The sequence below is a fragment of the Mycolicibacterium chitae genome (assembly GCF_900637205.1).
GTDB classification, from domain to species: Bacteria; Actinomycetota; Actinomycetes; order Mycobacteriales; family Mycobacteriaceae; genus Mycobacterium; species Mycobacterium chitae.
Window position 1 is genome coordinate 3,435,990 of the sequence record NZ_LR134355.1, and the last position, 24,375, is coordinate 3,460,364.

The 24,375-nt window shown below is 69.3% G+C and carries 25 protein-coding genes; 22 read left to right on the forward strand and 3 right to left on the reverse strand.

Annotated elements, in window-relative coordinates; translation table 11 throughout:
* Positions 1-18 precede the first annotated feature (18 nt).
* Both EL338_RS16375 and prfB read right to left on the reverse strand, forming a co-directional pair.
* Positions 19-996, reverse strand: a complete 978-nt coding sequence (locus EL338_RS16375) for a mechanosensitive ion channel family protein (protein ID WP_126334707.1) — start codon at positions 994-996, stop codon at positions 19-21.
* Positions 989-2,104, reverse strand: coding sequence for a peptide chain release factor 2 (gene prfB / locus EL338_RS16380; RefSeq protein WP_126334708.1), 1,116 nt, complete (start codon positions 2,102-2,104; stop codon positions 989-991). Before prfB ends, EL338_RS16375 begins: the two co-directional genes overlap by 8 nt.
* A 226-nt stretch (positions 2,105-2,330) precedes the next feature.
* Here prfB and EL338_RS16385 point away from each other — a divergent pair, with 226 nt between their 5' ends.
* On the forward strand, positions 2,331-3,707 hold the full coding sequence (locus EL338_RS16385; protein WP_126334709.1) for an FAD-dependent oxidoreductase: 1,377 nt from the start codon (positions 2,331-2,333) through the stop codon (positions 3,705-3,707).
* A gap of 22 nt (positions 3,708-3,729) precedes the next feature.
* On the opposite strand, the gene EL338_RS16390 is transcribed toward EL338_RS16385, so the two are convergent.
* Positions 3,730-4,050 carry a hypothetical protein gene (locus tag EL338_RS16390; RefSeq protein WP_126334710.1) on the reverse strand — a complete coding sequence of 107 codons (321 nt, stop codon included), beginning with the start codon at positions 4,048-4,050 and terminating at the stop codon, positions 3,730-3,732.
* Positions 4,051-4,073: 23 nt separating this feature from the next.
* Here EL338_RS16390 and hisN point away from each other — a divergent pair, with 23 nt between their 5' ends.
* From hisN to EL338_RS16495, 21 genes are all read left to right on the forward strand, one after another.
* Complete coding sequence (gene hisN, locus EL338_RS16395; protein WP_126334711.1) at positions 4,074-4,862, forward strand: histidinol-phosphatase; 789 nt, start codon at positions 4,074-4,076, stop codon at positions 4,860-4,862.
* 86 nt (positions 4,863-4,948) lie between these two features.
* A complete protein-coding gene (locus EL338_RS16400; protein WP_126334712.1) occupies positions 4,949-6,331 on the forward strand; it encodes an acyl-CoA dehydrogenase family protein in 1,383 nt (460 codons plus the stop codon).
* Between the two features lie 29 nt (positions 6,332-6,360).
* The gene (locus tag EL338_RS16405) at positions 6,361-7,578 is read left to right on the forward strand and encodes an acyl-CoA dehydrogenase family protein (RefSeq protein ID WP_126334713.1); all 1,218 of its coding nucleotides are present in this window, start codon (positions 6,361-6,363) and stop codon (positions 7,576-7,578) included.
* Between the two features lie 42 nt (positions 7,579-7,620).
* The gene (locus tag EL338_RS16410; RefSeq protein WP_126334714.1) at positions 7,621-8,184 is read left to right on the forward strand and encodes a TetR/AcrR family transcriptional regulator; all 564 of its coding nucleotides are present in this window, start codon (positions 7,621-7,623) and stop codon (positions 8,182-8,184) included.
* Between the two features lie 149 nt (positions 8,185-8,333).
* Entirely contained in the window at positions 8,334-9,437 is a 1,104-nt protein-coding gene (locus tag EL338_RS16415; RefSeq protein ID WP_126334715.1) for a homogentisate 1,2-dioxygenase, read from the forward strand.
* 1 nt (position 9,438) lies between these two features.
* Positions 9,439-10,653: an alpha/beta hydrolase family protein gene (locus tag EL338_RS16420; protein ID WP_126334716.1), complete on the forward strand. Its 1,215-nt coding sequence runs from the start codon at positions 9,439-9,441 to the stop codon at positions 10,651-10,653.
* Positions 10,650-11,855, forward strand: coding sequence for a CaiB/BaiF CoA transferase family protein (locus tag EL338_RS16425; RefSeq protein WP_126334717.1), 1,206 nt, complete (start codon positions 10,650-10,652; stop codon positions 11,853-11,855). The genes EL338_RS16420 and EL338_RS16425 overlap by 4 nt, the downstream gene beginning before the upstream one ends.
* Entirely contained in the window at positions 11,852-12,769 is a 918-nt protein-coding gene (locus EL338_RS16430) for a hydroxymethylglutaryl-CoA lyase (RefSeq protein WP_126334718.1), read from the forward strand. The genes EL338_RS16425 and EL338_RS16430 overlap by 4 nt, the downstream gene beginning before the upstream one ends.
* Complete coding sequence (locus tag EL338_RS16435) at positions 12,769-13,386, forward strand: TetR/AcrR family transcriptional regulator (protein WP_126334719.1); 618 nt, start codon at positions 12,769-12,771, stop codon at positions 13,384-13,386. The genes EL338_RS16430 and EL338_RS16435 overlap by 1 nt, the downstream gene beginning before the upstream one ends.
* A gap of 24 nt (positions 13,387-13,410) precedes the next feature.
* Positions 13,411-14,649: an acyl-CoA dehydrogenase family protein gene (locus EL338_RS16440; protein WP_126334720.1), complete on the forward strand. Its 1,239-nt coding sequence runs from the start codon at positions 13,411-13,413 to the stop codon at positions 14,647-14,649.
* Positions 14,646-15,587, forward strand: coding sequence for a phosphotransferase family protein (locus EL338_RS16445; RefSeq protein ID WP_126334721.1), 942 nt, complete (start codon positions 14,646-14,648; stop codon positions 15,585-15,587). Before EL338_RS16440 ends, EL338_RS16445 begins: the two co-directional genes overlap by 4 nt.
* Complete coding sequence (locus tag EL338_RS16450) at positions 15,584-15,940, forward strand: DUF6285 domain-containing protein (protein ID WP_126334722.1); 357 nt, start codon at positions 15,584-15,586, stop codon at positions 15,938-15,940. Before EL338_RS16445 ends, EL338_RS16450 begins: the two co-directional genes overlap by 4 nt.
* A gap of 4 nt (positions 15,941-15,944) precedes the next feature.
* Entirely contained in the window at positions 15,945-16,331 is a 387-nt protein-coding gene (locus EL338_RS16455) for a nuclear transport factor 2 family protein (RefSeq protein WP_126334723.1), read from the forward strand.
* A 63-nt stretch (positions 16,332-16,394) separates the two neighbouring features.
* Positions 16,395-16,790 carry an Rv3143 family two-component system response regulator gene (locus tag EL338_RS16460; protein WP_126334724.1) on the forward strand — a complete coding sequence of 132 codons (396 nt, stop codon included), beginning with the start codon at positions 16,395-16,397 and terminating at the stop codon, positions 16,788-16,790.
* Positions 16,791-16,998: 208 nt separating this feature from the next.
* Positions 16,999-17,358, forward strand: a complete 360-nt coding sequence (locus tag EL338_RS16465) for an NADH-quinone oxidoreductase subunit A (protein ID WP_126334725.1) — start codon at positions 16,999-17,001, stop codon at positions 17,356-17,358.
* The gene (locus tag EL338_RS16470; RefSeq protein ID WP_126334726.1) at positions 17,349-17,903 is read left to right on the forward strand and encodes a NuoB/complex I 20 kDa subunit family protein; all 555 of its coding nucleotides are present in this window, start codon (positions 17,349-17,351) and stop codon (positions 17,901-17,903) included. Before EL338_RS16465 ends, EL338_RS16470 begins: the two co-directional genes overlap by 10 nt.
* A complete protein-coding gene (locus tag EL338_RS16475; protein WP_126334727.1) occupies positions 17,900-18,574 on the forward strand; it encodes an NADH-quinone oxidoreductase subunit C in 675 nt (224 codons plus the stop codon). The genes EL338_RS16470 and EL338_RS16475 overlap by 4 nt, the downstream gene beginning before the upstream one ends.
* Position 18,575: 1 nt before the next feature.
* Positions 18,576-19,898: an NADH dehydrogenase (quinone) subunit D gene (gene nuoD, locus EL338_RS16480; protein WP_126334728.1), complete on the forward strand. Its 1,323-nt coding sequence runs from the start codon at positions 18,576-18,578 to the stop codon at positions 19,896-19,898.
* Complete coding sequence (nuoE, locus tag EL338_RS16485; RefSeq protein ID WP_126334729.1) at positions 19,895-20,650, forward strand: NADH-quinone oxidoreductase subunit NuoE; 756 nt, start codon at positions 19,895-19,897, stop codon at positions 20,648-20,650. The genes nuoD and nuoE overlap by 4 nt, the downstream gene beginning before the upstream one ends.
* Complete coding sequence (nuoF, locus tag EL338_RS16490) at positions 20,647-21,963, forward strand: NADH-quinone oxidoreductase subunit NuoF (protein WP_126334730.1); 1,317 nt, start codon at positions 20,647-20,649, stop codon at positions 21,961-21,963. The genes nuoE and nuoF overlap by 4 nt, the downstream gene beginning before the upstream one ends.
* The gene (locus EL338_RS16495; protein ID WP_126334731.1) at positions 21,960-24,320 is read left to right on the forward strand and encodes an NADH-quinone oxidoreductase subunit G; all 2,361 of its coding nucleotides are present in this window, start codon (positions 21,960-21,962) and stop codon (positions 24,318-24,320) included. Before nuoF ends, EL338_RS16495 begins: the two co-directional genes overlap by 4 nt.
* Positions 24,321-24,375 lie beyond the last annotated feature (55 nt).

Genomic DNA, 24,375 nt, shown 5'->3' on the forward strand with positions numbered 1-24,375 from the left:
CTGGGTTTGTCCGTGCGTTCACCGGCCACTGTCGGACCCCGGCTTTCCGTCGGGCTTCGCGCCGGCGGTGGCCGGCAGGGTGTCCACCACCGGACCGGCGCCGGTCGCCGTGACCACACCCTCGCGGCCCAGTGCGCGCACGACGAGCGCCCGCAGCCGTCGTCCCGCCTCGTACTGCTTGCCGGGCAGGGTGCGGGCCACCATGCGCAGGTTCACGTTGTCCAGGCCGATGCTCTCCACACCCATCAGTGACGGCTCGTCGAGCAGCAGATCCTTGAGGAAGCGGTCCTCCATCGAGGCGCGGCCGACCTCGTGGAGCACCTCGTTGACCCGGTTGATGTCCGCGGTCACCGGCACCGGGATGTCGACGACGGCGCGCGCCCAGTCCTTGGACATGTTCAGCGACCGGACGATGTTGCCGTTGGGCACCGTGTACACCTCGCCGTCGGAGGTGCGCAGCTTGGTGACCCGCAGCGTGACCTCTTCGACCGTGCCGACGGACCCCTCCGTCGCGCCGAGCATGTTCAGTTCCACGAGGTCACCGAAGCCGTACTGCCGCTCGGTGATGATGAAGAACCCGGCCAGCAGGTCCTGGACCACCTTCTGGGCGCCGAAGCCGATCGCGGCACCCAACACGGCCGCGGGCGCGACCAGGGACCCGACCGGGATATCGAGAATGTTGGTGATCTGCACCGCCACGATCACGCTGAGCATCACGATCGCGACCCAGGAGATCACCGAGGCCACCGCCTGGCGGTGTTTGGACGCCTCCGAGCGCACCAGCGCGTCGCCGGCCTGGAAGCCCTGTTCGAGGTGTCGGGTCACCTTGCGCGACCCCCAGCCGATGAAGCGCGCCGTCAGCACCGCGCCGAGGACCAGCAGCACGATCTGCAGCCCCTTGGCCAGGATCCACTCGCCCACCGTGCCGTGCCAGAAGTTGTGCCACTTCTGTGCCCAGTCGAAGGCCAGCACGCTGACCGCGGAGGTGTCAGTCATCGTCTTTCCGGTTGCGCCATCGGATGCCCGCTTCCAGGAAGCCGTCGATGTCGCCGTCGAGCACGGTGGCCGGGTTGCCCACCTCGTACTCGGTGCGCAGGTCCTTGACCATCTGGTACGGGTGCAGCACGTAGGAGCGCATCTGGTTGCCCCACGAGCTGCCGCCGTCGCCCTTGAGCGCATCCATCTCGGCGCGCTCCTCCAACCGCTTGCGTTCCAACAGCTTTGCCTGCAGCACCCGCATGGCCGCCACCTTGTTCTGCAGCTGCGACTTCTCGTTCTGGCAGGTGACGACGATGCCGGTCGGGACGTGGGTCAAGCGAACCGCGGAGTCGGTGGTGTTGACCGACTGGCCGCCCGGTCCGCTGGAGCGGTAGACGTCGACGCGCACGTCGCCCTCGGGGATCTCGATGTGGTCGGTGGTCTCCACCACGGGCAGCACCTCGACGTCGGCGAACGAGGTCTGGCGTCGGCTCTGGTTGTCGAACGGGCTGATCCGGACGAGCCGGTGGGTGCCCTGCTCCACCGACAGGGTGCCGTAGGCGAAGGGGGCGTGCACGGCGAACGTCGCGCTCTTGATCCCGGCCTCCTCGGCGTAGGAGGTATCGAACACCTCGACGGGGTAATTGTGCTTCTCCGCCCAGCGGATGTACATGCGCATCAGCATTTCGGCCCAGTCGGCGGCGTCCACACCGCCGGCGCCGGAGCGGATGGTCACCACCGCTTCGCGCTCGTCGTACTCGCCGGAGAGCAGCGTGCGGACTTCCATCGCCTCGATGTCGTCGCGCAGCGCGGCCAGCTCGGCATCGGCTTCGGCGGCGGCGGCCTCGGCGGCCGCGCCCTCCTCCTCGGCCGCCAGCTCGTAGAGCACCGGCAGGTCGGCGAGCCGCTGCCGCAGGTCCTCCACCCGGCGCAACTCGCCCTGGGCGTAGGACAGGTCGCTGGTCACTTTCTGGCCGCGCGCCTGGTCGTCCCAGAGGGTCGGGTCGGTGGCTTCCTGCTCGAGTCTGTCGATGCGATCCCGGAGGCCATCGACGTCGAGCACCCGCTCCACGGTGGTCAGAGTGGTGTCCAGCGCGGCGATATCGGATTGACGGTCGAGGTCCACGGCTGTTCAGGTTACCGGCGCGCCGGTTCTGCCCTGACCACCGGCGCTATCTGGACATCACGTTTACCATCAGACCCGTAAACACCTTTGGTAGCGCACGACCTCGAGCCCTCGCCGGTCCAGCCCACGCACCGGCAATGGTCGCCCGCGCCGCAAAGATTCCGCCCCGCCTGCGCGCGACAGCCCCCTTGCGCGCGGCTTGGTATCGACAGAAGGTTCCGCGTCCATGTCTCAGATACGCCCCTACCATGTGGCGATCGTCGGCTCTGGTCCCTCCGGATATTTCGCCGCCGCGGCACTGCTGAAGCAGGCCGACGACAGCGGCGGCGCGGATGTCCGGATCGATATGTTGGAAATGTTGCCGACGCCCTGGGGTCTGGTGCGCTCCGGGGTGGCGCCCGATCATCCGAAGATCAAGACCATCAGCGCCCAGTTCGAGAAGACCGCCGCCGACCCGCGGTTCCGCTTCTTCGGCAACATCACCGCCGGCGAGCACGTGCAGGCCGAGGAACTCGCCGAGCGCTACGACGCGGTGATCTACGCGATCGGCGCGCAGGCCGACCGCCCGCTGGGCATCCCCGGCGAGGATCTGCCCGGCAGCATCGCCGCCGTCGACTTCGTGGGGTGGTACAACGCGCACCCGCATTTCGAGCACATGGCCCCGGACCTGGCCGGCCGGCGCGCCGTGGTGATCGGCAACGGCAACGTCGCCCTGGACGTGGCCCGCATCTTGGTCACCGATCCGGAGGCGCTCGCGGCCACCGACATCGCCGACCACGCACTCGAGTCGCTGGGACCGCGCGGCGTCGAGGAGGTCGTGGTGCTGGGCCGGCGCGGGCCGCTGCAGGCGACGTTCACGACGCTGGAACTGCGCGAGCTGGCCGACCTGGAGGGCCTTGCCGACGTCGACGTCGTCCTGGACCCCGCGGACTTCGCCGACATCAGCGACGAGGACCTCGAGGCCGCCGGAAAGACGGTCAAGCAGAACATCAAGGTCTTGCGCAGCTACCTCGATCACGAACGCAGGCCGGGCAACCGCCGCATCGTGTTCCGGTTCCGCACCTCCCCCGTCGAGATCAAGGGCGACGAGCGGGTGGAGTCGATCGTGTTGGGCCGCAACGAACTCGTGGCCGACGACACCGGCCGCATCGTGGCCAAGGACACCGGCGTGCGCGAGGAGTTGCCGGCCCGGTTGGTGGTCCGGGCCGTCGGGTATCGCGGCCGGCCGGTGCCGGGATTGCCGTTCGACGACCGCAGCGGCACCATCCCCAACACCGAGGGGCAGGTGCAGGGCAGCAACAACGAGTTCGTCGTCGGCTGGATCAAGCGCGGCCCGTCCGGGGTGATCGGCAGCAACAAAAAGGACTCGGCGGCCACCGTCGACCGGTTGCTGGCGGCGCTGGCCGACACCGAACTGGCCGAGGTCGGCGCGGATCACACCGAGGACCTTCGGCAGTGGCTGCTGTCCCGGCAGCCCGACCTGGTCACCGGCGAGCACTGGCAGACCATCGACGCGCACGAGCGCGGTCTCGGCGAGCCAACGGGCCGGCCCCGGGTGAAGCTGGCCAGTGTGGCCGAACTGCTGCGGGTGGGGCACGCCTAGCAGCACCGGTCGCGCGAGCGGATCAGTCCTGGCCGAAGCGCCAATTGTCGGGATTCTTGGGCGAATACACGACGGGGATCAATTGGCCCATGGTCGGCCAGGTGTCGACGTCGACGACCATCCGCTGGTACACCACGTGCTCCTGGACCGTCGGTCCGTTGATCACGCCGCTGATGGTGACGTACTGCTCGCCGACGTCTTCCGGGCGTGGGCTGACCCCGGTGACCAGCAGCGTGCCGTGCGCCATGTCCGAGCCGGGCCGGGGGCCGCGCTTCATGAATCGGGGCCCGATCAACAGGACCAGGGCGCCGACGAGGAGGAGCAGCACTCCGATTTCCCACACGCACTCATGGTAGGACTCCTGTCATGAGTGACCGCCAAGTCCACGAAGATCTCTCCCTCGCCCTCGCGCTGGCCGATCAGGCCGACGCCATCACGCTGGACCGGTTCGGGGCACTCGACCTGCGGATCGACACCAAGCCCGACCTGACCCCGGTCACCGACGCCGACGAGTCCGCCGAGACCGAACTGCGTGGCGCCCTGGCCCGCGAGCGGCCCGACGACGCCATCTTCGGCGAGGAGTTCGGCGGTGAGCCGCTGCGCGAGGGCCGCCAGTGGGTCATCGACCCGATCGACGGCACCAAGAACTTCGTGCGCGGGGTGCCGGTGTGGTGCACGCTGCTGGCGCTGCTCGACGACGGCGTGCCCGTGGTCGGCGTGGTCAGCGCGCCCGCGCTGGGGCGTCGGTGGTGGGCCGCCCGGGGCGAGGGGGCCCACGGCTCGTTCAACGGCCGCACCCGGCGGTTGTCGGTATCCGGCGTGTCCGAGCTGAGCGCGGCGAGCCTGTCCTACTCGGACCTGACCACCGGCTGGGAGGACAGCCGGGGGCGGTTCGTCGCCCTCACCGACGAGGTCTGGCGAGTACGGGCGTACGGCGATTTCTGGTCCTACTGCCTGGTGGCCGAGGGCGCGGTCGACATCGCCGTCGAACCGGAGGTCAAGCTGTGGGACCTGGCTCCGCTGGACATCATCGTCCGCGAGGCCGGCGGCCGCTTCACCAGCGTCGATGGCCGCGACGGTCCGCATCACGGCAGCGCCCTGGCGACCAACGGACTGGTGCACGATCAGGTGGTGCAGCGCCTGAGCGCGGTGTGAATTACCTAACAAAAGAGCCGTACCTTACTTTGGAGTAAGATACGGTTGTTCACACCTGCTCCCCAACCCCTTTGAGGTGCTGACCCATGACCACCAATTCCATCCGCCACGAGAGCGCCGTCGGTCTGCAGAAGCACAAGCGCACCGCCACCGATATCGGGCTGGCCCTGATCACCCCGATCGTGGGTCAGGAGTTCCTGGACAAGTACAACCTGCGCGACCCGCTCAACCGGGGTTTGCGCTACGGGGTCAGGACGGTGTTCTCCGCGGCCGGCGCCTCGACCCGCCAGTTCAAGCGCGTCCAAGGGCTCGGGAAGGCCCCCACGCGGCTGGAAACCAATGGGGCACAGAAGGGTTCGGACTACTTCGACCTGACCCCCGATGACGATCAGCAGATGATCGTCGACACGGTGCGCGAATTCGCCGCGGAGATCCTGCGCCCGGCCGCGCTCGAGGCCGACGAGGCCGCGACCTACCCGCCCGAACTGCTGGCCAAGGCCGCCGAGTTGGGCGTCACCGCCATCAACATCCCCGAGGACTTCGACGGCATCGCCGAGCACCGCGCCACGGTGACCAACGCGCTGGTGGCCGAGGCCCTGGCCTACGGCGACATGGGCCTGGCGCTGCCCATCCTGGCGCCCGGCGGCGTCGCCTCGGCCCTGACCCACTGGGGCAGCGCCGATCAGCAGGCGACCTACCTCGCGGAGTTCGCCGGCGAGAACGTGCCGCAGGCGTGCCTGGCCATCGCCGAACCGCTGCCGCTGTTCGACCCGACCGCGCTCAAGACCACCGCGGTGCGCACGCCGAGCGGGTACCGGCTGGACGGGGTGAAGTCGCTGGTGCCGGCCGCCGCCGACGCCGAAATGTTCATCATCGCAGCGCAACTCAACGGCAAGCCCACGCTGTTCATCGTCGAGGCGGGCGCCAAGGGGCTGACCGTCAAGGCCGACCCCAGCATGGGCATCCGCGCCGCCGCCCTCGGCCAGGTGGAGCTGGACAAGGTGTCCGTGCCGCTGTCGGCGCGCCTCGGCGAGGACGTCGAGGAGGCCGAGCACGACCGCAACTACTCCGAGGCGATCGCGCTGTCCCGGCTGGGCTGGGCCGCCCTGGCCGTCGGCACCTCGCACGCGGTGCTCGACTACGTCATCCCCTACGTCAAGGAGCGCGAGGCCTTCGGCGAGCCGATCGCCCACCGGCAGTCGGTGGCGTTCATGTGCGCCAACATCGCCATCGAACTCGACGGCCTGCGGCTGATCACCTGGCGGGGCGCGTCCCGCGCCGAACAGGGCCTGCCGTTCGCCCGGGAGGCCGCACTGGCCCGCAAGCTCGGCGCCGACAGGGGCATGCAGATCGGCCTGGACGGCGTCCAGCTGCTCGGCGGACACGGCTACACCAAGGAACACCCGGTCGAGCGGTGGTACCGCGATCTGCGGGCCATCGGCGTCGCTGAGGGTGTGGTCGTCCTTTAAGGGCGCCGGCGAGGAAGGGACTGAACACCATGGCTATCAATCTGGAAATGCCCAAGAAGCTGCAGGCGGTCATCGAGAAGGGCCACCAAGGTGCGGCCGAGATGCTGCGGCCCATCTCGCGCAAGTACGACGTCAAGGAGCACGCCTACCCCGTCGAGCTCGACACCCTGGCCGACCTGTTCGAGGGCATCTCGGAGGCCAAGACCATCTCGTTCGCCGGGGCCGAGGCGTTCGCCGACACCGCCCACGACGGCAAGAAGACAAATGTCAACGGCGCCAACATGTCCGCACTGCTCAATGCCCTCGAGATCAGCTGGGGCGACATCGCGCTGCTGCTGTCGGTGCCGCGGCAGGGCCTGGGCAACGCGGCGATCTCCTCGGTGGCCACCCCCGAGCAGCTGGAGCGCCTCGGCAAGGACGTGTGGGCCGCCATGGCCATCACCGAGCCCGGCTTCGGCTCGGATTCGGCGGCGGTGACGACGACGGCGACCCTCGACGGCGACGAGTACGTCATCAACGGCGAGAAGATCTTCGTGACGGCCGGGTCCCGGGCCTCCCACATCGTGGTGTGGGCGACGCTGGACAAGTCGAAGGGCCGCGCGGCCATCAAGTCGTTCATCGTGCCGCGCGAGCACCCCGGCGTGATCGTCGAGCGGCTCGAACGCAAGCTGGGCATCAAGGCCTCCGACACCGCGGTGATCCGGTTCGACAACGCCCGCATCCCCAAGGACAACCTGCTCGGCGACCCGGAGATCCACGTGGAGAAGGGTTTTGCCGGGGTCATGGAGACCTTCGACAACACCCGTCCCATCGTGGCCGCGATGGCCGTCGGTGTGGCGCGGGCCGCACTCGAGGAGTTGCGCAAGCTGCTCACCGACGCCGGCATCGAGATCTCCTACGACAAGCCCGCGCACGCCCAGAGCGCCCCGGCCGCGGAGTTCCTCCGGATGGAGGCCGACTGGGAGGCCGGCTACCTGCTGACCGTGCGGTCGGCGTGGCAGGCCGACAACCGGATCCCCAACTCCAAGGAAGCCTCGATGGGTAAGGCCAAGGCCGCCCGCGTGGCCAGCGACATCACGCTGAAGGCCGTCGAATTGGCCGGCACCACCGGCTATTCCGAGCAGACGCTGCTGGAGAAGTGGGCGCGGGACTCGAAGATCCTGGACATCTTCGAGGGCACCCAGCAGATCCAGCAGCTGGTGGTGGCCCGCCGACTGCTCGGGCTGTCCTCGACCGAGCTGAAGTAGGACCTCCGACCCCGCCGGCGGGGCGGCCGTAGGCTGCCTGGCATGGCCCCGCGCGCGACCGGCAACTCCCGCCTTTCCGTGGACGACTGGCTGCAGGCCGGGTACACGCTGATCGCCGAGGACGGCCTGCAGGCGCTCAAGATCGACCGGCTCTGCGCGCGGCTGGGCGTCACCAAGGGCAGTTTCTACTGGCACTTTTCCGATATGGCCGGCTATCGCAGTGCGCTGATCGAGGCCTGGGCCGAGCAGCGCGGCGAGGAGCACCGGGTCTACCAAGAGATCCGCGACCGGCCGCCGGCCGAGCGGCTGTCGATGATGATCAAGGCCCTGATCAGTCCGCGGCATTGGCAGCTGGAGCGGGCCATGCGGGAGTGGGCGCGCACCGACCCCAACGTCGCCGCCAGCGTGGCGGCCGCCGATCGCCGGGTGATCCGCACGGTGCGGCAGGCGTTCGCCGACCTGGACTTCGCCCCCGAGGAGGCGGAGTTGCGGGCGCAGACCACCTTCGCCGCGGGCATCGGCTTCCTGCAGATCGCCGGCAGCAAGACCCCTCCCCTGAGCGCCGCGCAGCGCGAGCGGTTCCTGGAGTTCATGCTCCGCCCCTGAGCGTCGCCCCCGAGCCCCGACCCCGAGCGATTTCGGCGTGATTTCCCATGCTGAGCGTGTGCGATCACGCCAGAATCGCAGGGCGGGTTGACCCGGCGGGTAGGTAAAAGTAAAGTCAGTTTCACTTCTGCTGACCGAGGAGCTTGTCCATGGAATCCTTCGTCCACCTGCGCAAAGGCAAAACCCCCAAGCGCGTTCACGCCGATCTCGACGGCCTCAAGGACGACGAACTCGGCCGCGGCGGCTTCGTCGGGCGGACCGCCAACATGTACCGCCGCAACGACCCGACCGCGTATCGCACGGTCGGCCCGCTGCGGCCCACCGACGTGCTCAGTTCCGAACTCAAGCCGGCCGACGCCACCGATCCCCAGGGCGCTCCCCTGCTGATGTTCTCCAACGCCGACTGCCAGGTTCTGCTGAGCCGCCGCACCGAGGAGATGCCGTTCTTCGTGCGCTACTTCGACGGCGACCTGCTGTTCTTCGTGCACAAGGGCACCGGCCGGTTGGAAACCGAACTCGGACCGCTGGACTACCGCGAGGGCGACTGGGTCTACATCCCGAAGGCCTGCACCTGGCGCCAGATCCCGGCCGCCGAGACCACCCTGCTGATGATCCAGGCCACCGAAGAGTTCCGCGTGCCCCCGGCCGGCACCCTCGGCCGCCACTTCCCGTTCGACCCCGCGCAGGCCACCATCCCGGATCCGCAGCCGATCGACGACGGCGAGGGCCCGCACGTCGACGGCGAGTACGAGGTCCGCCTCATGCATGATGGCGGCCCCACATCGCTCTTCTACCAACATCATCCGCTCGACGTGGAGGGGTGGCGCGGCGACAACTTCCCGTTCACCTTCAACATCGACGACTACACGGTCATCACCTCCGAGAGCGTCCACCTGCCCCCCACGGTGCACCTGTTCATGCAGGCCACCGGCGTCTACATCATGAATTTCCTGCCCAAGCCGGCCGAGACCGTCCCCGGCACCGAACGCACCCCGTGGTACCACCGCAACGTCGACTACGACGAGATCGCGTTCTTCCACGGCGGGACGCTCTACGGCATCCCGATGCCGCCCGGCCTGGTTTCCCATGCGCCGCAAGGGGTTCACCACGGCGCCCCGGAGAAGGCCCGGGAACGCGCCCGCCGCAAGTTCGACGACTACGACCGGGTGGACTGGTCGGTGATCGCCATCGACACCCGCCGCCGCCTGATTCCCTCCGCCGAAATCCTCGCCAACGATCTGGGGCAACACTGAGATGACGAGCACCGCAACGACGAACACTGAGACCCGCACCAAGTTCGAGTACGACCGGATCCCGTATCTGGTTGCCTACCAGAACACTTCGGGCGTCCGCGACGTGTACGGCGGAGTCGCCGAGCTGGTGGTGCTGGAAAGCTATCTGCTCAAGCCCAAGGACAAGCCGTCCGACACCGTGCTGGTCTTCATGCACCCCATCGGGGGCGGGGCCTACCTGCCGATGATCAACGGGCTCGCCCGGGCCGGACACCACGTCATCTACTGCAACAGTCGCTTCCGCGGCACCGACTCCGCGCTGCTGATGGAGAAGGTGGTCGAGGATCTCGGCGAGTGCATCAAGGACGCCAAGAACCGCCTGGGTTATTCGAAGGTGGTGCTGGCCGGCTGGAGTGGCGGCGGCTCGCTGTCGGTGTTCTACCAGCAGCAGGCCCAGCACCCGACGGTGACCGCGAGCCCGTCCGGCGACGGCCCCGACCTGACCAAGCTGGGCCTGATCCCGGCCGACGGCATCATGTTGCTCGCGGCGCACATCAGCCGCCACGGCACCATGACCGAATGGCTCGACGCCTCCATTCTCGACGAGAACGACCCCAGCAAGCGCGACCCGGAGTTGGACCTCTACAACCCCGACAACCCGAACCAGCCGCCCTACACCGCGGAGTTCCTGGACCGCTACCGCGAGGCGCAGATCGCCCGCAACCGGCGAATCACCCAGTGGGTCAAGGCCAAGCTCGCCGAACTGCAGGCGGCCGGGCGCCCCGAGGACGAGTTCGCCTTCGTCGTGCACGGCACCATGGCCGATCCGCGCTGGCTGGACCCGACCGTCGACCCCAACGACCGCAAGCCCGGCACCTGCTATCTGGGCGACCCGCAGGTGGTCAACAACTCCCCCGTCGGCCTGGCCCGGTTCTGCACGCTGCGCAGCTGGCTGTCGCAGTGGAGCTACGACGACGCCAACGGTGACGCGGTCAAGGCCGGACCCGACATCGCCGTCCCGGCGCTGGTGATCGGCAACCTGGCCGACGACGCGTGCACCCCCAGCCACACCCGTCGGCTGTTCGAGGCGATCGGGCACCCCGACAAGGAGATGCACGAGATCGCCGGGGCCAACCACTATTACGCGGGTCCCGACCAACGCGACACCCTGCGCGAGGCGGTCGGGATCTGCACCGACTGGCTGCACCGGCACGGCTTCTCCCTGGAGACACCGTGACCCCGACCGGGCCGCTGGACGGCATCCGGGTCATCGAGGTCGGCACACTGATCTCGGGGCCGTTCGCGGGTCGACTGCTCGGCGACATGGGCGCCGAGGTCGTCAAGATCGAGCCGCCCGGTACGCCGGATCCGCTGCGCACCTGGGGGCAGGCCGAACTCGACGGCGAGCACTTCTTCTGGACCGTGCACGCCCGCAACAAGAAGGCCGTCACGCTGAACCTGCGGGAGGCGGCGGGCCGCGAGCTGTTCCTGGACCTGGTCGACAAGTCCGACATCATCGTCGAGAACTTCCGCCCGGGCACGCTGGAGAAGTGGAACCTGGGCTATGACGTGCTGGCCCAACGCAATCCCGGCATCATCCTGGTGCGGGTCTCCGGCTACGGCCAGACCGGGCCCGAGGCCCACAAGGCCGGCTACGCCTCGGTGGCCGAGGCAGCCAGCGGCCTGCGGCACATGAACGGCTTCCCCGGCGGGCCGCCGCCGCGGCTGGCGCTGTCCCTGGGCGACAGCCTGGCCGGCATGTTCGCCGCGCAGGGGGCCCTGGCGGCGCTGTATCGCCGGACCGTCACCGGGACCGGGCAGATCGTCGACGCGGCGCTGACCGAATCCTGTTTGGCCATCCAGGAATCCACCATCCCCGACTACGACATCGGCGGTGTCGTCCGCGGCCCGTCGGGCACCCGGCTCGAAGGCATCGCCCCGTCGAACATCTACCGCAGCGCCGACGGCAGCTGGGTGGTGATCGCGGCCAACCAGGACACGGTCTTCCGCCGGCTGTGCGGGGCCATGGGCCGGCCGGAGCTGGCGGACGACGACCGCTTCGTCAACCACGTCGCGCGCGGACGCAATCAGGACGAACTCGACAAGATCATCGGCGAGTGGGCCGCGCAGCGCCCGCCGGGCGAGATCATCGACACGCTGTCGAAGGCCGGGGTCATCTCCGGCCCCATCAACACCGTCGCCGAGGTGGTGACCGACCCGCAACTGAACGCGCGCGGGATGATCGCCGATCACTTCGACGAGCGCATCGGGCGCAACGTCAAGGGCCCGGGGGTGGTCCCGGTGCTCTCCGAATCGCCGGGCACCATCCGGTCGGCGGGCTCGGCGCGGCCGGGCCAGCACAACGACGAGATCTACCGCGGCCTGCTCGGTCGCAGCGCCGCCGAACTCGAACAGCTGCACGCCGAGGGGGTGCTATGAGCGACTTGCCCAGCCAGGTCACCATCCGCGAGGTCTCCCTGCGCGACGGCCTGCAGATCGAAGAGCCGATCTCGTTGGACGCCAAGATCGAACTGCTCGAGGCGGTGGTCGCCACCGGCGTGCGCGAGGTCGAGGCCACCGCCTTCGTCTCGCCGTCGAAGGTGCCCGCCCTGGCCGACGCCGAGCAGTTCGCCGCCGAGTTGAAACGGTTCAGCGCACCGCATTTCGACGTCGAGTTCTCGGCGTTGGTCGCCAGCCCCAACGGCGCGCGGCGCGCCATCGCCGCGGGCCTGAACTCGATCGAGTACGTCGTGTCGGCGGCCGATTCGCACAGCCGGGCCAACGTGGGTCGGGGCACCGAGGAGGCCACTGTCGCGATCGCCGACGTCCTGCGGATCGCCCGGGACAACGAGGCCAAGCTGGAGGTCATCGTCGCGACCGCCTGGGACTGCCCGTTCGACGGCCCCACCGCCCCGCAGCGGGTGCTCGACATCGTCACGGCCGCCTGCGATCTCGGCGTGGACCGCATCGCGATCGCCGACACCATCGGGACCGCCACCCCGCGCCGGGTCGGCACCCTGCTCACCCAGGTCCAGCAGATCATCGGCGACACCCCGCTGGGCGCGCACTTCCACAACACCCGCGGGGCCGGGCTGGCCAGCGCGTACGCGGCCGTACAGGCCGGGGTGACGCGCCTCGACGCCTCGGTCGGCGGCCTGGGCGGTTGCCCGTTCGCCCCCGGGGCCAGCGGCAACATCGCCACCGAGGACCTGGTGTACCTGCTGCGCGACAGCGATATCGACACCGGTGTGGACCTGGACCGGACCATCGAGGCGGCCGGGGTCGCGCAGCGGCTCATCGGCCACGAACTGCCCAGTTCGCTGCTGCGGGCCGGGGACCGGATCGGCGGCTGATGACCCCGCGCACGCTGTCCAGCAAGGGACAGCAAACCCGGGCCGCCCTCGAGCACGCGGCCCGGAAACTGTTCGCCGAGCGCGGCTTTCACGCCACCACGCTGGCCGATATCACCTCCGCCGCCGGCAAGTCGTCGGCGGCGTTCTACCGCTACTTCGACGACAAGGAGGATCTGCTGGCGGCGCTGGCGCAGAGCTTCCTGCAGGACATCGTCGCGCCGTCGGGCACCGACCTGCGGCTACCGGAATCGGCGGAGGACACCGAGTTCTTCACCACCGCGGTCACCGGCTACTGGAACATGTTCAAACAGAACATCGGCATCATGGTGGCCGTCGACCAACTCGGTGCCGGCCAGCCCCGGTTCGCCGAGGTGCAGAACGCGTTCCGGCGCTTCGGGATGGACATCGTGCGGGCCTCGGTACGCGCGGCGCGCGCGCAGGGATACGCCGACGACCTGGACCCCGACCACCTGGCGTTGGCCATCGCGTTGATGTTCGAACAGTTCACCACCGTCTATCTGCGCCCCGACGCCGCCGCACTGGGCGTCCGCAGCACCGACGAGGATGCCGTACACACCCTGGCGACCATCTGGCGAAAGACGCTGTACGGTCGCTGACCAGAGCTACCCGAGGAGTCAGTCGTGGATTTCACCCTGCCGGATCATCTGCCCGGTCTGCTCGCCGAGATGGACGCCTTCATCGAGGCCGAGATCAAACCGCTGGAACGCGAGAACATGCAGTACTTCGATCGGCGCCGCGAGTTCGCGCGCACCGATCTGGACAACGGTGGCATCCCCAACCGCGAGTGGGAGGACCTGCTCGACGAGATGCGCCGCCGCGCCGACAAGGCGGGCTGGCTGCGTTACGGCCTGCCCACCGAGTTCGGCGGCCGCGGCGGCAGCAACCTCGACATGGCCGTCATCCGAGAGCACCTGGCGCACAAGGGACTCGGATTGCACAACGACCTGCAGGACGAGTCGTCGATCGTCGGCAACTTCCCGCAGGTGATCATGATGTCGCGGTTCGGCACCGAGGCCCAGCGCAAGGACTGGTGCGAGGCGCTGATCACCGGCGAGAAGTCGATGGCGTTCGGGTTGAGTGAACCCAACCACGGCAGCGATGCCACCTGGCTGGAGACCCGCGCCGTGCGCGACGGCGACGACTGGGTCATCAACGGCACCAAACGCTGGAACACCGGCGTGCACCGCGCCACCCACGACCTCATCTTCGCCCGCACCTCCGGGGAGGCCGGGCAGGCCACCGGCATCACGGCGTTCCTGGTGCCCTGCGACGCCGAGGGATTCGAGGTCCCCTACTACTGGTGGACCTTCAACATGCCCAGCGACCACGCGGAGGTCGAACTCAAGGATGTCCGGGTGCCCGCGGAAGCGGTGCTCGGCGAGGTGGACCGCGGCCTCGAGGTCGGTCAGACCTTCCTGCACGAGAACCGGATTCGGCAGGCCGCCTCCAGCCTGGGTGCCGCGCAGTACTGTATCGACCGCGCCGCCGCCTACGCCGGTGAGCGCATCGTCTTCGGCAAGCCGCTGTCGGTGAACCAGGCCGTGCAGTGGCCGCTGGCCGAACTGCAGACCGAGGCGCAGATGGTGCGGCTGCTGGTGTACTACGCGGCCTGGCATCTGGATCGCGATCACCACATGGAGGTCTCCGACAAGGTCTCGATGGCCAATTACCGTGCCAACCGGCTGGTGTGCGAGGCCGCCGACCGCGCCATGCAGATCCACGGCGGCCTCGGTTACAGCCGCCACGAGCCGTTCGAGCACATCTACCGGCACCACCGCCGGTACCGGATCACCGAGGGCGCCGAGGAAATCCAGATCCGCCGGGTCGCCCAGCGCATGCTCAAGTTCGGCCGCAAATGAGCCTGGCGGCACAACTCGGCACCATCCTGGGCGCCGAGATCGAGGACCTGGCCCGCTTGACCGGCGGCGCGAGCCGCACTACCTGGTCGTTCACGGCGCGCACCGACGCCGGGACCCGGGCCCTGATCCTGCGCACCGGGCCCCCCGAGGAGATCCACGCCAGCATGGAGCTCGAGGCCCGGGTCCAGGCGTTGGCCGCCGAGCAGGGCGCCCCGGTGCCGGAGATCCTCGCGGCGTCGAACTCCGTTGCCCCACTGGGCAATCCCTATCTGATCTGCACGGCCATCGGCGGGGAGACCATCGTCCGGCGGATCTACCGCGGGCTCGACGACGCGGGCCGGGCCTCGCTGCTGCGCCAATGCGCGGACGCGCTGGCCAGGATCCACCGGATCGACCCGGCCGCCGCCGAACTCGGCGCCGAGGACCCGGTGGCGGCGGCACGCGCCGAACTCGACGCCATGAACGACACCACCGCCACGTTCGAGTTCGCGTTCCGGTGGCTCGAGCGCCACCGCCCGGCCGCCGCGGCCCCCACGCTGGTGCACGGGGACTTCCGGATGGGCAACCTCATCGTCGACGGGTCGCGCCTGGCGGCGGTCCTCGACTGGGAGCTGGTGCACGCCGGCGACCCGGTCGAGGACCTGGCCTGGTTCTGCATCCGGGCCTGGCGGTTCGGCGCACCCAAGGAACTCGGCGCCGGCGGCCTGGGCAGCATCGAAGAGTTCCTGAGCGCCTACGAGGCCGCCGGCGGTGCGGCCATCGACCGGGCGGCGTTCCGCTGGTGGCTGGTGCTGGCCACCCTGCGGTGGGGGGTGATCTGCCGGTTCCAGGCCGAGCGGCACCTCTCGGGCGAGTCCCCGTCAGTGGAACTGGCGACCATCGGGCGCCGGGTCTGCGAGACGGAGTGGGATCTGCTCAACCTGATGGAGGCGTCATGACCCTGCACGGCCGGCCGACGGCGGCCGAACTCGTCGCCGCCGTCGCCGACTTCCTCGACGGCGACGTCCGCGAGGCCACCCGACCCGATGGTCCTGGCGGAGACGGGCAGGTGAACTTCCACGCCCGGGTCGCCGCCAACGCGCTGCGCATGGTGGTCCGCGAACTCGACGGACCCGGCGCCGAGCAGGTCGACGCGGCGCTGGCGGGCCTCGGCGCCGACGACGAGGCCGCACTGGCCGCCGCGATCCGCGCCGGTGCGCACGACGACCGCACCGACGAGGTGTTGGCGGCGCTGCGCACGGTGGTGAGCCACCGGTTGGCCGCCGCGCACCCCGGCTACGAACAGGAGTGAGCAGATGCCCGTCCCCGACGAAGCCGCCATCATCGGCGTGGCCGACAGGTTGTTCCGGGCGATCGAGCAGACCGACGTCGCGACGATCGAGCAACTGTTCGACGCCGACATCGCGGTGTGGCACAGCGGCGACGCCGCCGACAACGACCGGGCCCGCGCGCTGCGCGTCATCACCTGGTTCATCGACCGCACCACCGCGCGCCGCTACGAGATCTTCGACCGTCAGGTCTTCGAATCCGGCTTCGTCCAGCAGCACCTCCTGCACGCCACCGGGACCGACGGCGCCAGCATCGCGCTGCGGGTCTGCATCGTGATCAAGCTCGGTGCCAACGGCTTGATCAGTCGGATCGACGAGTATTTCGATCCCAAGGACATGGCGCCGCTGCTGTAGCGGCGGGGACGCGCGGCATCAAAAGCCCGCAGGCCGAACGAATATCGCCGTAGCATCGGCGTCGTGGCCGACACTTCCGTGCGCGTGCTGGTGTACAGCGACAACCCCCGCACCCGCGAACAGGTCTTGCTGGCACTCGGCAAGCGGGTGCACCCCGACCTGCCCGAGCTGAGTTATCTCGAGGTTGCCACCGCACCCGTCGTCATCCAGCAGATGGACGCCGGCGGCATCGACCTGGCGATCCTCGACGGCGAGGCCACCCCGGCCGGTGGGATGGGAATCGCCAAGCAACTCAAGGACGAGCTGGAGGTCTGCCCGCCGATCCTGGTCCTGACCGGCCGGCGCGACGACGCCTGGCTGGCAAAGTGGTCGCGCGCCGAGGCCGCCGTGCCGCACCCGATCGACCCCATTGAGCTCGGCGAGGCCGTGGTGGGATTGTTGCGCGCCCGCGCGTCCTGAGCGGGGCCCTCAGCTGGACACCGAGCGGTCGGAATCACCGCGCGAAATATTCTGCCGCCCATACTTTTTCACAAGATCCGGGAATTCCTGGGCGTTTCCTGCGCGGTTGCGACGATCCTAACCAAAATGCGCCGGGTCAGCGGTCAAGATCGCTAGGCTGTGTGTTAGCTCACATCGACAGCCCGAGCGAGGGAGCGCAGCAGTACCCATGGAGCTCTATACGCCCATCCTGGTCCTGGGGGCCATCGCAGCCGCCTTCGCGGTCGGATCGGTCGGAATAGCGCTGGTGATCGGCCCCCGGCGCTTCAACCGCGCCAAGGTCATGGCCTACGAATGCGGCATCGAACCCGCGCCGCAGGACGCCGGCAGCGGCCGCTTCCCGATCAAGTTCTACCTGGTGGCCATGTCGTTCATCATCTTCGACATCGAGATCGTCTTCCTCTACCCGTGGGCGGTGGCATTCGACAGCCTCGGGCTGTTCGGGGTGATCGCCGTGGCGCTGTTCATCTTCAACGTGTCGGTCGCCTATGCGTACGAGTGGCGGCGGGGAGGCTTGAATTGGGACTAGAGGAACAACTACCAGGCGGGATCCTGCTCACCACGGTGGAGAAGGCCGCGGGCTTCGTCCGCAAGGGCTCCCTGTGGCCGGCGACCTTCGGACTGGCCTGCTGCGCCATCGAGATGATGGCCACCGCCGGACCGCGGTTCGACATCGCCCGATTCGGGATGGAACGGTTCTCGGCCACCCCCCGCCAAGCCGACCTGATGATCGTGGCCGGGCGGGTCAGCCAGAAGATGGCGCCGGTGTTGCGGCAGGTCTACGACCAGATGGTCGAGCCCAAGTGGGTGCTGGCGATGGGGGTCTGTGCGTCCTCCGGCGGGATGTTCAACAACTACGCGATCCTGCAGGGCGTCGACCATGTGGTGCCGGTCGACATCTACCTGCCCGGCTGCCCGCCGCGCCCGGAGATGCTGCTCAACGCGCTGTTGACGCTGCACGCCAAGATCGCCGAGATGCCGCTGGGGGTGCACCGCGACGAGGTCATCGCCGCCGCCGAACGGGCCGCCCTGGACTCGCCGCCCACCATCGAGCTCAAGGGGTTGTTGCGATGAGTCCGTACGATCCGGCCGACCCCGAGGTGATCGAGGTCCGCACCGGCATGTTCGGTCCCGAGGGCACCGGCGACACCTCCGGTTACGGGCGGCTGATCCGCGAGGTGGCACTGCCCGGCAGCAGCCCGCGGCCCTACGGCGGATACTTCGACGAGGTCGTCGACCGCCTGGCGGAGGTGCTCGGATCCGCGTTCCGGGAGGCGGTCGAACGCGTCGTCGTGCACCGCGAGCAGCTGACCCTCGAGCTTCGACGCGAACACCTGCCGCAGGTGGCGCGGGCGCTGCGCGACGACGCCGCATTGCGCTTCGAACTGTGCGCCGGGGTCTCGGGGGTGCACTACCCCGGTGACGAGGGCCGCGAGTTGCACGCGGTGTACCCGCTGATGTCGATCACGCACAATCGGCGCATCCAGCTCGAGACGACCTGTCCGGACGCTGATCCCCATGTGCCGTCGTTGTTTTCGGTCTACCCGACCGTGGACTGGCACGAACGGGAGACCTACGACTTCTTCGGGATCATCTTCGACGGCCACCCCGCGCTCACCCGCATCGAGATGCCCGACGACTGGGTCGGACATCCGCAGCGCAAGGACTACCCGCTCGGTGGCGTGCCCGTGGAATACCACGGCGCACAGATTCCGCCGCCCGACGAACGCAGGGCCTACCACTGACATGACCGACACCACCGAACGCACCGTCACCCTCGGCGGCCAGGACTGGGACGAGATCGTCGCGCTGGCCCGGGAATCGGCGGGGCAACCGTCGTCCGGGAGCGCCGGTGAACGCATCGTCGTCAACATGGGGCCCCAGCACCCGTCGACGCACGGCGTGCTGCGACTGGTCCTCGAGATCGAAGGCGAGACCGTCACTCAGGCGCGCTGCGGAATCGGCTACCTGCACACCGGGATCGAGAAGAACCTCGAGTACCGCAACTGGACCCAGGGCGTCACCTTCGTCACCCGGATGGACTACCTGTCCCCGTTCTTCAACGAGACCGCGTACTGCCTCGGCGTCGAGAAGCTGCTGGGCATCACCGACGAGATTCCCGAACGCGCCAGCGTCATCCGGGTGATGCTGATGGAACTCAACCGGATCTCCAGCCATCTGGTGGCACTGGCCACCGGCGGTATGGAACTCGGCGCGATGAGCGCGATGTTCTACGGATTCCGCGAGCGCGAAGAGGTGCTCACGGTGTTCGAGGCCATCACCGGGTTGCGGATGAACCACGCCTACATCCGGCCCGGCGGGCTGGCCGCCGACCTGCCCGACGGCGGCGTCGAGAAGGTGGCGGCGCTGCTGAAACTGTTGCCGGGTCGGCTGGCCGAATTCGAGGCGCTGCTGCGGGACAACCCGATCTGGAAGGCCCGCAACGTCGGCATCGGGTTCCTGGACCTGACCGGCTGCATGGCGCTCGGCGTCACCGGCCCGGTGCTGCGCGCCACCGGCCTGCCGCACGATCTGCGCAAGGCGCAACCCTATTGCGGTTACGAGAACTACGAATTCGACGTCATCACCGGCACCAACTGCGACTGCTACGACCGCTACGTCATCCGGGTGGAGGAGATGAAGCAGTCACTGAAGATCGTCGAGCAATGCCTCGACCGGCTGCGGCCCGGACCGGTGATGATCGAGGACAAGAAGCTGGCCTGGCCGGCCGATCTGACGCTGGGCCCCGACGGCCTGGGCAACAGCCCCGAGCACATCGCCCGCATCATGGGTCGCTCGATGGAGGGCCTGATCCATCACTTCAAGCTGGTGACCGAGGGCATCCGGGTGCCCGCCGGCCAGTGCTACGTGGCGGTCGAGTCGCCGCGCGGCGAACTGGGCGTACACATGGTCTCCGACGGCGGCACCCGGCCGTACCGGGTGCACTACCGCGACCCGTCGTTCACCAATCTGCAAGCGGTGGCGGCGATGTGCGAGGGTGGCATGGTCGCCGATCTGATCTCGGCGGTCGCCTCGATCGACCCCGTGATGGGCGGGGTGGACCGATGACCGAGCCGCAGCCGATCAACAACCGCACCGTCGACCTCACGCTGGGCCCGCGCCCCGACGAGCCGGGCCCGCCGATCGGGGGGCCGCTGACCTACCCGTCGCAGGTGGCCGACCGGTTGGCGGTCGACGCCGCGGCGATCATCGCGCGCTATCCGCAGTCCCGCTCGGCCCTGCTGCCCCTGCTGCACCTGGTCCAGGCGCAGGACGGCTACCTGACCGCGGCCGGGATCTCCTTCTGCGCAGCGCAACTCGGCCTGAGCGAGGCCGAGGTCACCGCGGTCGCGACGTTCTACTCGATGTACCGCCGCACCCCCACCGGCAAGTATCTGGTGGGCGTGTGCACCAACACCCTGTGCGCGATCATGGGCGGCGACGCCATCCTCGAGACCCTCGAGCAGCATCTCGACGTGCAACCGGGACAGACCACCGAGGACGAGCAGATCACCCTCGAGCACCTCGAATGCAATGCCGCCTGCGACTACGCGCCGGTGGTGATGGTGAACTGGGAGTTCTTCGACAATCAAACCCCGTCGGGCGCCAGGGATCTCGTCGACCGCCTGCGCGCCGACCAGCCGGTGACCGCGACCCGCGGCGGCCGGATCTGCTCGTTCGCCGAGACCTCGCGCACCCTGGCCGGCCTGCCCGATCCCGACCGGGCACCCGATCAGACCGGTCCGGGCGCCGCGACACTCGCCGGACTGCGGGTGGCCCAGGCACTCGGCATGACGTCGAACGAGGGAGACGGCCGGTGACCGCGCTGACCCCGGTGTTGAGCCGGTTCTGGGACGAAGAAGAGCCCTGGTCGCTGGAGACCTACCGCCGCCACGACGGCTACCGCGCCCTGGACAAGGCGCTGGCCATGCCGCCCGACGACGTCATCGCCCTGGTGAAGGACGCCGGCCTGCGGGGCCGCGGCGGCGCGGGGTTCCCCACCGGGACCAAATGGTCGTTCATACCTCAAGACGCCACCGGCGCCGGCGCCAAGCCGCACTACCTGGTGGTCAACGCCGACGAATCCGAACCCGGTACCTGCAAAGACATTCCGCTGATGCTGACCACCCCGCACTTTCTGGTCGAGGGGGCGATCATCGCGGCGTACGCCATCCGGGCCAACCACGCGTTCATCTACCTGCGCGGCGAGGTGGTCCCGGTGCTGCGCAGACTGCAGGCCGCCGTCGCCGAGGCGTACGCGGCCGGCTATCTGGGCCGCGACATCGGCGGCACCGGATTCGATCTGGAACTCATCGTGCACGCCGGCGCGGGCGCCTACATCTGCGGTGAGGAGACCGCCCTGCTGGACTCGCTGGAGGGCCGCCGCGGCCAACCCCGCCTGCGTCCACCGTTTCCCGCCGTCGCCGGACTGTACGCGTGCCCGACGGTGGTCAACAACGTCGAATCCATCGCGTCGGTGCCGCCGGTGGTGCTCGGCGGGGTGGACTGGTTCAAGTCCATGGGATCGGAGAAGTCGCCCGGGTTCACGTTGTACTCGCTGTCCGGGCACGTCACCACGCCGGGCCAGTACGAGGCGCCGCTGGGGATCACCCTGCGCGAATTGCTGTCCTACGCCGGCGGGGTTCGCGCGGGCCACGAACTGAAGTTCTGGACCCCGGGCGGGTCCTCGACGCCGCTGCTCACCGCGGAACACCTCGACATCCCGCTGGACTACGAGGGGGTGGCCGGCGCGGGATCCATGCTGGGCACCAAGGCATTACAGATGTTCGACGAGACCACCTGCGTGGTGCGGGCGGTGGCGCGCTGGACCGATTTCTACGCCCACGAGTCGTGCGGGAAATGCACGCCGTGCCGGGAGGGCACCTACTGGCTCAAGCAGATCTACCACCGGCTCGAGAACGGTCAGGGCACGGCCGAGGATCTCGGCAAGCTGCTCGACATCTCCGACATCGTGCTCGGAAAGTCGTTCTGCGCGCTGGGCGACGGGGCGGCGATGCCCATCCAGTCGTCGTTGAAGTACTTCCGCGGCGAATACGAGGCCCACCTGAACGGCGGGTGCCCGTTCGATCCGCACGCCTCGATGCTCGTCGCACCGGAGGAGGTGGACGCATGACGCTGGCCGAGCACGACCCGGAGGCCCCGCCCGTCGAGATGGTCACCCTGACCATCGACGACGTCGAGATCTCGGTACCCAAGGGCACCCTGGTGATCCGGGCGGCCGAACTGATGGGTGTGCAGATCCCACGGTTCTGCGACCATCCGCTGCTGGACCCGGTCGGCGCCTGCCGGCAGTGCATCGTCGAGATCGAGGGGCAGCGCAAGCCGATGGCGTCGTGCACCACCGTGGTGGCGCCCGACATGGTGGTGCGCACCCAGCACACCAGCGCCGAGGCCGACAAGGCCCAGCACGGTGTCATGGAGTTGCTGCTGATCAACCATCCGCTGGACTGCCCGGTGTGCGACAAGGGCGGCGAATGCCCGCTGCAGAACCAGGCGATGTCCAACGGCCGGCCCGAGACCCGGTTCACCGACGACGTCAAGCGCACCTTCCCGAAGCCCATCCACCTGTCGGCGCAGGTCCTGCTGGACCGCGAGCGGTGCGTGCTGTGCGCGCGCTGCACCCGCTTCTCCAACCAGATCGCCGGCGACCCGTTCATCGAACTGCTCGAGCGCGGGGCGTTGCAGCAGGTCGGCATCGCCCCCGGCGAGGCGTTCGACTCGTACTTCTCCGGCAACAGCGTGCAGATCTGTCCCGTCGGCGCGCTGACCGGCGCGGCCTACCGGTTCCGGGCCCGGCCCTTCGACCTGGTGTCCTCCCCCAGCGTGTGCGAACACTGCGCGGCCGGCTGTGCCCAGCGCACGGACCACCGGCGCGGGAAGGTGATGCGGCGCCTCGCCGGTGACGATCCCGAGGTCAACGAGGAGTGGAACTGCGACAAGGGGCGCTGGGCGTTCACCTATGCCACCCAGGGCGACCGCATCCACACCCCGCTGCTGCGCGAACCCGACGGGGCGCTGCGACCGGCCTCCTGGTCGGAGGCGATCAGCGTGGCCGGGGCGGGGCTGGCCGCGGCGGTGGGCCGGACGGGGGTCCTGGTCGGCGGGCGGGTCAGTGCCCGAGATGCCCTGGGTTACAGCCGGTTTGCCCGCATGGTGCTGGACACCAACGACATCGACTTCCGGGCCCGCCCGCACAGCGCGGAAGAGGCCCAGTTCCTGGCGGCCCGGGTCGCCGGCCGGCGGATGGCCGTGACGTACGCCGACCTGGAATCCGCGCCGGCGGTGCTGCTGGTCGGCTTCGAGCCCGAAGAGGAATGCCCGATCGTGTTCCTGCGGCTGCGCAAGGCTGTCCGCAAACACGGCCTGTCGGTGCTGTCGGTGGCGCCGTTCGCCTCCCTCGGACTGACCAAGCTGGACGGCCAGTTGGTGATGACCGCGCCCGGCGGCGAGGCCGCGGCCCTCGACGGGCTGGCCGACGAACTACCCGCCGGCTCGGTCATCATGGTCGGCGAGCGGCTGGCCACCAGCCCCGGCGGCTACTCGGCGGTCGGCCGGCTGGTCGACCGCACCGGTGCCCGGCTGGCCTGGGTCCCGCGGCGCGCCGGTGAGCGCGGGGCGCTGGAGGCCGGCTGTCTGCCCAACCTGCTCTCCGGTGGCCATCCGGTCGCCGATGCCGGCGCACGGGCGGCCGTCGCCGCCGCCTGGCACAGCACCGAGCTGCCGGCCGCACCGGGCCGCGACACCGCGGGCATCCTGGCCGCCGCGGGCGCCGGTGACCTCGGGGCGCTGGTGGTCGGCGGTGTCGAACTCGCCGACCTGCCGGACCCCGTCGCCGCCCGGATCGCGCTGTCCGCCGCCCCGTTCGTCGTCAGCCTCGAGGTGCGGCACAGCGAGGTCACCGCCCTGGCCGACGTGGTGTTCCCCGTCGCGCCGGTGGTGGAGAAGGCCGATGCGTTCCTGAACTGGGAGGGCCGGGCGCGCCCCTTCGACGCCGCGCTGCCCAGCAACGCCACCTCGGATTCGCGCGTGCTGCAGACGCTGGCCGACGAACTCGGGGTCGACTTGGGCCTGCGTGGTGCCGAGGATCCGAGCTGGCACGGTAACCGCCCGGCCGTCCCCGAGCACCCGGTTCGCGAGGTATCCGTCGGCCCCGGCGAAGCCGTGCTCTCGACGTGGCGAATGCTGTTGGATGCGGGCCGATTACAGGACGGCGAACCGCATCTGGCCGGTACCGCCCGGCCGCCGGTGGCGCGGCTGTCGGCGGCCACGGCCACCGAGGTCGGCGTCGCCGAGGGGGATCTGCTCACGGTGCGCACCGACCGCGGCGCGATCGCGCTGCCGCTGGTGTGCACCGAGATGCCCGAGCGCGTGGTGTGGCTGCCGGCCAACTCACCGGGCAGCGCGGTGGCCGCCCAGTTGGGTGCGGTGAGCGGCGATGTGGTGCGGATCGAACGGGCCGATGCCCCGTGACCCACCCCGACGCAAGCGTCTTCGGTCATGACCCGCTGTGGCTGATCGTGCTCAA

Coding starts and splice junctions, on each gene's coding strand:
- EL338_RS16385 (WP_126334709.1), top strand. CDS start 2,331: ATGTCTCAGATACGCCCCTACCATGTGGCGATCGTCGGCTCTGGTCCC.
- EL338_RS16435 (WP_126334719.1), top strand. CDS start 12,769: ATGACCCCGCGCACGCTGTCCAGCAAGGGACAGCAAACCCGGGCCGCC.
- EL338_RS16450 (WP_126334722.1), top strand. CDS start 15,584: ATGACCCTGCACGGCCGGCCGACGGCGGCCGAACTCGTCGCCGCCGTC.
- EL338_RS16400 (WP_126334712.1), top strand. CDS start 4,949: ATGACCACCAATTCCATCCGCCACGAGAGCGCCGTCGGTCTGCAGAAG.
- EL338_RS16430 (WP_126334718.1), top strand. CDS start 11,852: ATGAGCGACTTGCCCAGCCAGGTCACCATCCGCGAGGTCTCCCTGCGC.
- EL338_RS16415 (WP_126334715.1), top strand. CDS start 8,334: ATGGAATCCTTCGTCCACCTGCGCAAAGGCAAAACCCCCAAGCGCGTT.
- nuoD (WP_126334728.1), top strand. CDS start 18,576: ATGACCGACACCACCGAACGCACCGTCACCCTCGGCGGCCAGGACTGG.
- EL338_RS16495 (WP_126334731.1), top strand. CDS start 21,960: ATGACGCTGGCCGAGCACGACCCGGAGGCCCCGCCCGTCGAGATGGTC.
- EL338_RS16375 (WP_126334707.1), bottom strand. CDS start 996: ATGACTGACACCTCCGCGGTCAGCGTGCTGGCCTTCGACTGGGCACAG.
- hisN (WP_126334711.1), top strand. CDS start 4,074: ATGAGTGACCGCCAAGTCCACGAAGATCTCTCCCTCGCCCTCGCGCTG.
- nuoE (WP_126334729.1), top strand. CDS start 19,895: ATGACCGAGCCGCAGCCGATCAACAACCGCACCGTCGACCTCACGCTG.
- EL338_RS16445 (WP_126334721.1), top strand. CDS start 14,646: ATGAGCCTGGCGGCACAACTCGGCACCATCCTGGGCGCCGAGATCGAG.
- EL338_RS16420 (WP_126334716.1), top strand. CDS start 9,439: ATGACGAGCACCGCAACGACGAACACTGAGACCCGCACCAAGTTCGAG.
- EL338_RS16465 (WP_126334725.1), top strand. CDS start 16,999: ATGGAGCTCTATACGCCCATCCTGGTCCTGGGGGCCATCGCAGCCGCC.
- EL338_RS16475 (WP_126334727.1), top strand. CDS start 17,900: ATGAGTCCGTACGATCCGGCCGACCCCGAGGTGATCGAGGTCCGCACC.
- EL338_RS16410 (WP_126334714.1), top strand. CDS start 7,621: ATGGCCCCGCGCGCGACCGGCAACTCCCGCCTTTCCGTGGACGACTGG.
- EL338_RS16405 (WP_126334713.1), top strand. CDS start 6,361: ATGGCTATCAATCTGGAAATGCCCAAGAAGCTGCAGGCGGTCATCGAG.
- EL338_RS16455 (WP_126334723.1), top strand. CDS start 15,945: ATGCCCGTCCCCGACGAAGCCGCCATCATCGGCGTGGCCGACAGGTTG.